Origin of the sequence: Petrocella sp. FN5 (genome assembly GCF_029210395.1) — a bacterium.
Lineage (GTDB): Bacteria > Bacillota > Clostridia > Lachnospirales > Vallitaleaceae > Petrocella.
This window is the reverse complement of sequence record NZ_JARGDP010000102.1, coordinates 1-7077: the sequence shown is the minus strand read 5'-3', so window position 1 is coordinate 7077 and position 7077 is coordinate 1. Positions and strand designations below refer to the sequence as shown.

The following is a 7077-nucleotide window of genomic DNA, read 5'->3' as shown; positions in this document are numbered from 1 at the left end:
AGATTTTAAAGTAACAGATTTTTCTGATCCCACCCATGTTCTATCTGAAATTGGCCGACTATCACCTGACTTGATTATCTTAGATATTATGATGCCCGGCATCGATGGCATCGAACTATGTAAAAAAATTCGCAAAACCTACGACATTCCTATTATCTTTATTTCGGCAAGAGGCGAAGAGATTGATCGCATCATCGGACTTGAAGTCGGTGGTGATGATTATTTACCAAAACCCTTTAGCCCAAGAGAATTATTGGCCAGAATCAAAAATATCTTAAGGAGACTGGATAATAATCCTTCTGATGGACATCACAACAGGGAGCTTCTGGTCGTAAAAAACACCACCTTATCTGTGATTAACCGTTATGTCAAAGTCAATGATACCGATCTTAATCTAACCGTTAAAGAATTTGATATCCTGTGTCTCTTCATGGAAAACCCACTAATGGCTTTTAGCCGAAACCACATACTGGAAAAGGTCTGGGGATATGAATATGACAGTGAGGGTCGTCTGGTTGATGATGTCATCAAGCGTTTGAGAAAAAAACTGGCAGAAGCTTCCAGTGAAATAGATATTATTACAGTATGGGGCTACGGCTATAAGATAGAGTGAATCTAAAGTTCTTTAATCACACAGCGATTTTTTCCAGCTACTTTTGCGGTGTACATGGCCTGATCGGCTTCCCTAACCATTTGCTCAAGTGTCAGATTCTGATAGGTTGTCCCATAAGCAATACCAATACTGACGGTAACAAAACCTGTTTTTGTTTTAATGTTTTCTATCTTCAAATCTTCTATCGATTGCCTGATGTGCTCAGCTCTATCAAGTACTTGCTCTTTTGTCAAATGTGTTATTGCCACGACAAATTCTTCTCCACCATAACGGGCGAGTAAGTCTGTTTTTCTATTAAGGCTTTCTTGCATCGTTGAAGCAATCTTAATAAGACAGTTGTCACCTTCAACGTGACCATAAGTATCGTTAAAAATCTTAAAGTCATCAATATCAAGCATCATAATGGTAAATGTCAAGACACTACGATTGGCCAACTCAAACATAAAGCCCCCACTTTCATCAAACCGCCTACGATTACCAATATGAAGCAGCTGGTCCGTGTAGGATAAGTCTTTTAAGATCTCATTCTTTTCCTCCAACTCTTTTGTTCGAGCTGCTACCTCTTCTTCAAGAATCTCCACTTGATGAATAATCTGCTGTCCCATACTATTAAAGCTACTATTTAATTCATAGATTTCATTTTTATGATGATCCAAATCCAACGCAACATAGCTACCTTGCTCAAGTTTTTTGGTTGCATCGTTGAGTTTTGTTATTGGATCTACGATACGCTTAACAATGACAACTGTACCTACTATAAATAAGGCTGTAATGAAGATTACTAATAAAAGGGTCCAAGTTAAAGTGACTTTTAGATCTTCTAAGAAATCATCTTTCATCAATGCAATATAGATGTTCCAATCCAGGTTTTCATATTTGTATTGTGTTTTGCTTACCATATAGGCTTTATTATTGATGCTTAAATCATCGTTAAAAGCTTGATTGGCTGATAATATAGACCTAATCACCGAATTATCAACATCATGAACTGAAACATTCACAGATTTGTTATCTACTATTCTAAAAATAGCATCTTTTGTGGTTGTTGCAACAAGCTGTTCATCTTGGTCTACAATAAAAACCAAGCCGTTGTTTCCAATAGGTAACTCACTTAGAGCTTCGCCTAACCAAGTGAGCAACAAATCAACACCAAAAATACCTACAAGCCTATCTTCCTCATAATATGGAAGGCTCGCTGTAATCGTTGGTTCTTTAAACACAAAATGGCTATAAATGGAACTAAACACTGGACCCTTTGCTGTCTGCGCACTTAAATACCATGGTCTTATCCTTGGATCAAAATTCTCAAATACTTGAGTTAAATTATCCGCACTTCCGTAAGCATCTATACGATAGTATTCTGAATGTCCCTTTGTTAATGAATTGTTGCGAGCAATGTCAATACTGCCATCTGTATTACGTCTAGCACCGTAGAATTCACCGCTGGGCAGTCCAACATAAGACATGGTAACATTGGGATAGTGCTTCACCATCATCGAAAAAAAACGTTCTCTGTTTTGGGGATCTTGGGTATCTAGTATTCTATTTTTCATGGCATCATGGGATATGTGACTTAGCTGCACCGCTTCACCAAGGCGAGTGTTGAGCTCTCGATCTAGCATAATCAACATCTCGCCTTGAAGTTCATTTAAGACTTGATCTACCATCTTTTGACTTTGAAGGATCAACATACCCGCCATCAAAGCGACTGTACATAAGAAGCTTAGTATAAAAGGTCGAAGTAAATCCCCTCTAATAGATTGTTTCCGGTTAGAAAATGGTAATTTCATAAGTCGTCTCCCTCTTTACGTCAAATGTTAGTACCTACTTGTTATCATTATTATAATGATTTTTCTTTAATCCTAATCTAAATTATACGCTCACACATTAAGCTTGTCCATGATATTATCTACTTCTATTGTGTTATGGATTCGGATACGAACCAACGTACCTTGGCCAATATCGGATGTTATGGTTAGACCATAATCCTTACCATAATAGAGTTTAATCCTCTGGTCCACATTTTGAATGCCGACGCCACCCAACTTAACCTCTTGTGATTTCGTTGGTTTTTCTGGATTATTCGTGTCAAAGCCACATCCATTATCTTGGACTTCAAAGATAACGTCGTCGTCGTCACTAAAAACACGTAGATCAATCTGACCGGAAGTGTCTTGTTTGCGTATACCATGGTAGATGGCATTTTCAACAATGGGCTGTAAGATGATCTTGGGTATGACAATGTCTGAAAGCGCTTCTTCTTCTTGTATCGTATAACTCAGCTGATCACCATAACGTTCCTTCTGAATAAAGAGGTATTGTCTGACATGATCAACCTCACCCGCTATGGTTGTTGTTGCGCTTCCACCACTTAAGGATAATCTAAAAAATCTTGCCAAAGCCTTCGTAATCTCTACCACTTTATCCCCATCCCCAAATTCACCCATCCAGACAATGGTATCTAAGGTATTATATAAAAAATGTGGGTTAATCTGACTATGAAGGACATTCAGCTCATAGGATCTTATGGATTTTTCTTGTTGGGCGATATCGGTCATTAAGGCTTTGATTTTGATAATCATGTCATTATAATGCCGCGCTAAACTCTGAGCTTCATAACAACCATGTTCATCAATGACAATCGCTTTTAACCCATCCTCAATATCCGTCATAGCCGCTTCAAGTTTTTTGATGGGGTTGGTGATTCGACCGGCGATGAAGGTGGCACTCATCACCAATATGCCCAAGCCTACCAAGCCTACCAAAAAAATGGTTTCAACCAACTGTTGGCGAATCGCTGACAACCCATCTAGAGACGCCAATCCTACAAGTGTCCAGTCAGAATTTTTTAAGTTGTATTGATAAATGAGCCGATTCATACCCGGGTCATAACCTTGCTTCATGGCACTCATCTCAATTAGGTTATTTCTTCTTATTTCATCTTCAAAATACCGGGTGTCTTCATGATAAACCACTTCATTCTGGCTATTTAGAATAAAGGCATAACCCTCTATCCCTAAATCAATATCTTTTAAATAATCCTCAATGACACTGTACTTAAAATCAATGACCAAAACGCCTAAATTTTCTCCATCACGGTCTTTTATTTCCCTACTTAATGAAATGACCCAGTACATCTTATCCATGTCAAATCTTTGCATTCTAGCAGATGTAAGGGTTGGCATGGTACCAGAATCAATGGCCGATAGGTACCAAGGTTCTTTCATCATGTCATCCGACATACGCATGTCTAGGCTAGACTCATTGGAGATAAGCTGACCCTCTTTACCAACAACAATAATGGATACAATGGATAGGTCGCCTTCCATCACCGTATCAATCAAACGGTTGATGTCCTGTGCTTCATGAGGTAGTGGGTTTTGAACGGATAAGTACCTTATGGTTGAAGGGTTCTCAGCTATAATCTTCGTTAGATCCTTCATTTTATCAACATAGGCTTCTATGGCATTTCCACTTTTGTCTACAGCCATTCTTGTACTCTTTAACGTCTCGTTAAGTACGATGCCGGATATACTGTAATATAAAATAAAGCCAATCAGAACAACCGTTACCAGACTGGCTATAAAATAAAAAAATGCAATTTGTACCTGAAGTCTCTTAAAAAACTGGTGCTTCATCATACTAATCCCTTACTTTCTCTCTGTATTGACTTGGGCTATAGCCGAATCTTTTCTTAAACGCGGCACTAAAGTAATTAGGGTCTATTATACCTACCGCTTCACTGATTTCATAATTTTTCATCTGACTGCTTAGTAATAAAAGTTTGGCTTGATCCAGTCTTTTGGTTAGGACATATTCCTTAAAGGTTATTCCAAATATCTTCTTAAAAAGACCACTTAAATAACCCATGCTTAGGCCCAGTTCATCTGCAAGAAAGCTGAGTGAAAAATCGGGTTGGTTCATATGAATCTCCAGCAATTCTGCGATTTGCGCCTTATACCCTGTTTCATCATACATCTCATTATCATTTTCTAACCGATGGACAAGACCGATAACAGCCGCCGCCTTCTGACTGCTTTTGACACGATCGACCAGCTTTTCAAGAAGTTGTTCTATATCTTTCTTGGACACAGGTTTTAAAATGTAATCATCTACACCCACCTTAATCCCCTGTCTGGCATATTCAAAATAATCATAGCCGGTAACAATGGCAATCTTAACACTTGGCTTTATAAACTTAATACGCTCTGCAAACTCAAGACCGTTCATTCTAGGCATGTTAATGTCTGCAAGAACGATGTCCGGTTGGGCCTTTATAAAGATCTCAAGGCCGGTTTCACCATTGGCTGCTTCTAACAACTCTGTGATACCCATGGCCTTAAGATCTACTAATTTTTTTATACCCATTCTTATAATAGGTTCATCGTCCACAATTAACAACTTCATACGCTCACCCTTTAAGTAAAACATGATATATTTATTTTACCATATTCATATAATCCGCGTAACCTTCTTCTTCCATTTTTTCATAAGGCACAAAGCGAAGGGCTGCACTGTTTAAGCAGTACCTTAAACCACCTTTGTCTGCCGGTCCATCCGGGAAAACATGACCAAGATGACTATCTGCTATGGTACTTCTGACTTCCACTCTTTTGGCAAATAAAGTATTGTCTTCTTTGAAAATGACCGCTTCTCCTGAAATCGGAACAAAAAAGCTTGGCCATCCGGTACCGGATTCATATTTAGCCGCTGATGAAAATAGTGGCTCACCTGTAACGATGTCTACATAAATACCGGCATCATGATTGTCCCAGTATGTGTTGTTAAATGCAGGTTCCGTTCCGTTTTCTTGTGTCACTTTGTATTGTAAAGGTGTAAGCATGGTTTTTATCTCCTCTTCTGCTGGTTTTTCATAATTCATCGTCTTCGTCTCCAATTCATCAAAATCAATGTGGCAGTAGCCATTCGGATTCTTTTCCAAATAGTCCTGATGATAGGTTTCAGCTAAGTAATAGCCATTAAGGGGTAATACTTCTGTTACAATTGGATCTGTATAGCGTTTTTGTTCCTCTTCAATCACCGCTGTGATAAGGTCAAGATCTTCAGTTTTGGTGTAGTAAATACCACTTCTGTAAGATGCACCAATATCGTTGCCTTGTTTGTTAAGAGATGTGGGATCAACCACTCTAAAGAAGGCCTCTAAAAGTTCTTCTAGAGAAACTTTGCTGGTGTCGTATGTGACATGTACCGTTTCTGCATGCCCTGATCCGTCTAAGACATCTTTATAGCTTGGGTTCTCTGTGTCACCATTGGCATAACCAGATGTCGCATCATAGACACCATATACACGTGCCATATATGCTTCGACACCCCAGAAACAACCACCGGCAAGCCATATCTCATCTAACTTATCCATATCAAATTCAACACCCAGATTGGGGTTAGCAGGAAATGGACTGTCTGGCGGTGGTACCAATTTGGAAGATACCCTACCTTCCACAATGCCCTCTGATGAACCATCTCCTTGACCGGCGCTCTTCATTGTGTTCACTTTTTTTATATTTGTGCCACTACAAGCTGTAAAAATAAGTAATACGGTTAAAGCCAGTACAATTATTTTTGTTGTCACCATTGTTTATGCCTCCTTTCTTTTAAAAATAGTTTTCAAACCTATTTATCTGATCTTGGTTTCATATAATACAGTTATGTAATTGACTTGGTCTGTCATAAGTACAATACCCATAATAATGATGATGATGCCACCAACAACTTTTATTTTTCCCATGTGCTTATTCAACTTCTTCATTGGGGCTAGAAGTAAATCTGAAAATAAGGCCAATATCATAAATGGAATCATCAAGCCAAGGGCATATATGAACATCAACCAACCACCATATGCCGCTTGGCCTCTACTTGCTGAGAGGGCCATCACTGCGCCAAGTACGGGTCCGATACACGGTGTCCATCCAAAGCTAAAGGTGAAACCCAATAGATAGGTACCAAAGATACCGTCATGATTACTGGCTTTAAGTCTTAACTTACCTTCCCGCTCAAGGGTTTTAATATGTATCAAACCGGTTTGGTGAATACCCAGTAGAACGACGATGGCGCCACAGATTCTAATAAACCATGTGGAACTGATGAGTGAACCCAAGCTTCCCGCACCAAATCCTAATAGAATAAAGCTGGTTGATATACCAAAAACAAATATAAACGTCTTGAAAATCAACATGGGATGAATGGTCAATGGTCCAAATTGCTTATTTGAACTGACGCCTCCAACCAAATCAGCTGAAAGGCGTGATACATATACGGGTAATATTGGTAAAATACAAGGTGCAAAAAACGATAGAAGTCCTGCAACAAAGACAGTACTCATGAATAAAGATTCAGATGCCATGGTCTCACCTCTTTTCTTGTGTAGCTTAAGTCTATTATATAATGATAATCATTATCATGCAATGTATTTGGTTCATCACTTTCTTAGATAACTTCATTAAATG

The 7077-nt window shown here is 38.7% G+C and carries 6 protein-coding genes; 1 reads left to right on the top strand and 5 read right to left on the bottom strand.

Going from position 1 to position 7077, the window contains the following annotated elements; all coding sequences use genetic code 11:
* A partial coding sequence (locus P0N36_RS14140) for a response regulator transcription factor (RefSeq protein ID WP_275843507.1) occupies nucleotides 1–613 on the top strand: 613 nt, incomplete at its 5' end.
* A gap of 2 nt (nucleotides 614–615) precedes the next feature.
* Here P0N36_RS14140 and P0N36_RS14135 read toward each other — a convergent pair.
* The 5 genes from P0N36_RS14135 to P0N36_RS14115 all read right to left on the bottom strand — a co-directional run bounded on the left by P0N36_RS14135 (nucleotide 616) and on the right by P0N36_RS14115 (nucleotide 6974).
* Nucleotides 616–2403 carry a diguanylate cyclase gene (locus tag P0N36_RS14135; protein ID WP_275843506.1) on the bottom strand — a complete coding sequence of 596 codons (1788 nt, stop codon included), beginning with the start codon at nucleotides 2401–2403 and terminating at the stop codon, nucleotides 616–618.
* Between the two features lie 90 nt (nucleotides 2404–2493).
* A complete protein-coding gene (locus tag P0N36_RS14130; protein WP_275843505.1) occupies nucleotides 2494–4254 on the bottom strand; it encodes a sensor histidine kinase in 1761 nt (586 codons plus the stop codon).
* A 1-nt stretch (nucleotide 4255) separates the two neighbouring features.
* Entirely contained in the window at nucleotides 4256–5020 is a 765-nt protein-coding gene (locus P0N36_RS14125) for a response regulator transcription factor (RefSeq protein ID WP_275843504.1), read from the bottom strand.
* A 31-nt stretch (nucleotides 5021–5051) separates the two neighbouring features.
* The gene (gene msrB / locus P0N36_RS14120; RefSeq protein WP_275843503.1) at nucleotides 5052–6206 is read right to left on the bottom strand and encodes a peptide-methionine (R)-S-oxide reductase MsrB; all 1155 of its coding nucleotides are present in this window, start codon (nucleotides 6204–6206) and stop codon (nucleotides 5052–5054) included.
* Nucleotides 6207–6248: 42 nt separating this feature from the next.
* Nucleotides 6249–6974 carry a cytochrome c biogenesis CcdA family protein gene (locus P0N36_RS14115; RefSeq protein ID WP_275843502.1) on the bottom strand — a complete coding sequence of 242 codons (726 nt, stop codon included), beginning with the start codon at nucleotides 6972–6974 and terminating at the stop codon, nucleotides 6249–6251.
* Between the last annotated feature and the right edge of the window lie 103 nt (nucleotides 6975–7077).

Coding starts and splice junctions, on each gene's coding strand:
- P0N36_RS14130 (WP_275843505.1), bottom strand. CDS start 4,254: ATGATGAAGCACCAGTTTTTTAAGAGACTTCAGGTACAAATTGCATTT.
- msrB (WP_275843503.1), bottom strand. CDS start 6,206: ATGGTGACAACAAAAATAATTGTACTGGCTTTAACCGTATTACTTATT.
- P0N36_RS14135 (WP_275843506.1), bottom strand. CDS start 2,403: ATGAAATTACCATTTTCTAACCGGAAACAATCTATTAGAGGGGATTTA.
- P0N36_RS14125 (WP_275843504.1), bottom strand. CDS start 5,020: ATGAAGTTGTTAATTGTGGACGATGAACCTATTATAAGAATGGGTATA.
- P0N36_RS14115 (WP_275843502.1), bottom strand. CDS start 6,974: ATGGCATCTGAATCTTTATTCATGAGTACTGTCTTTGTTGCAGGACTT.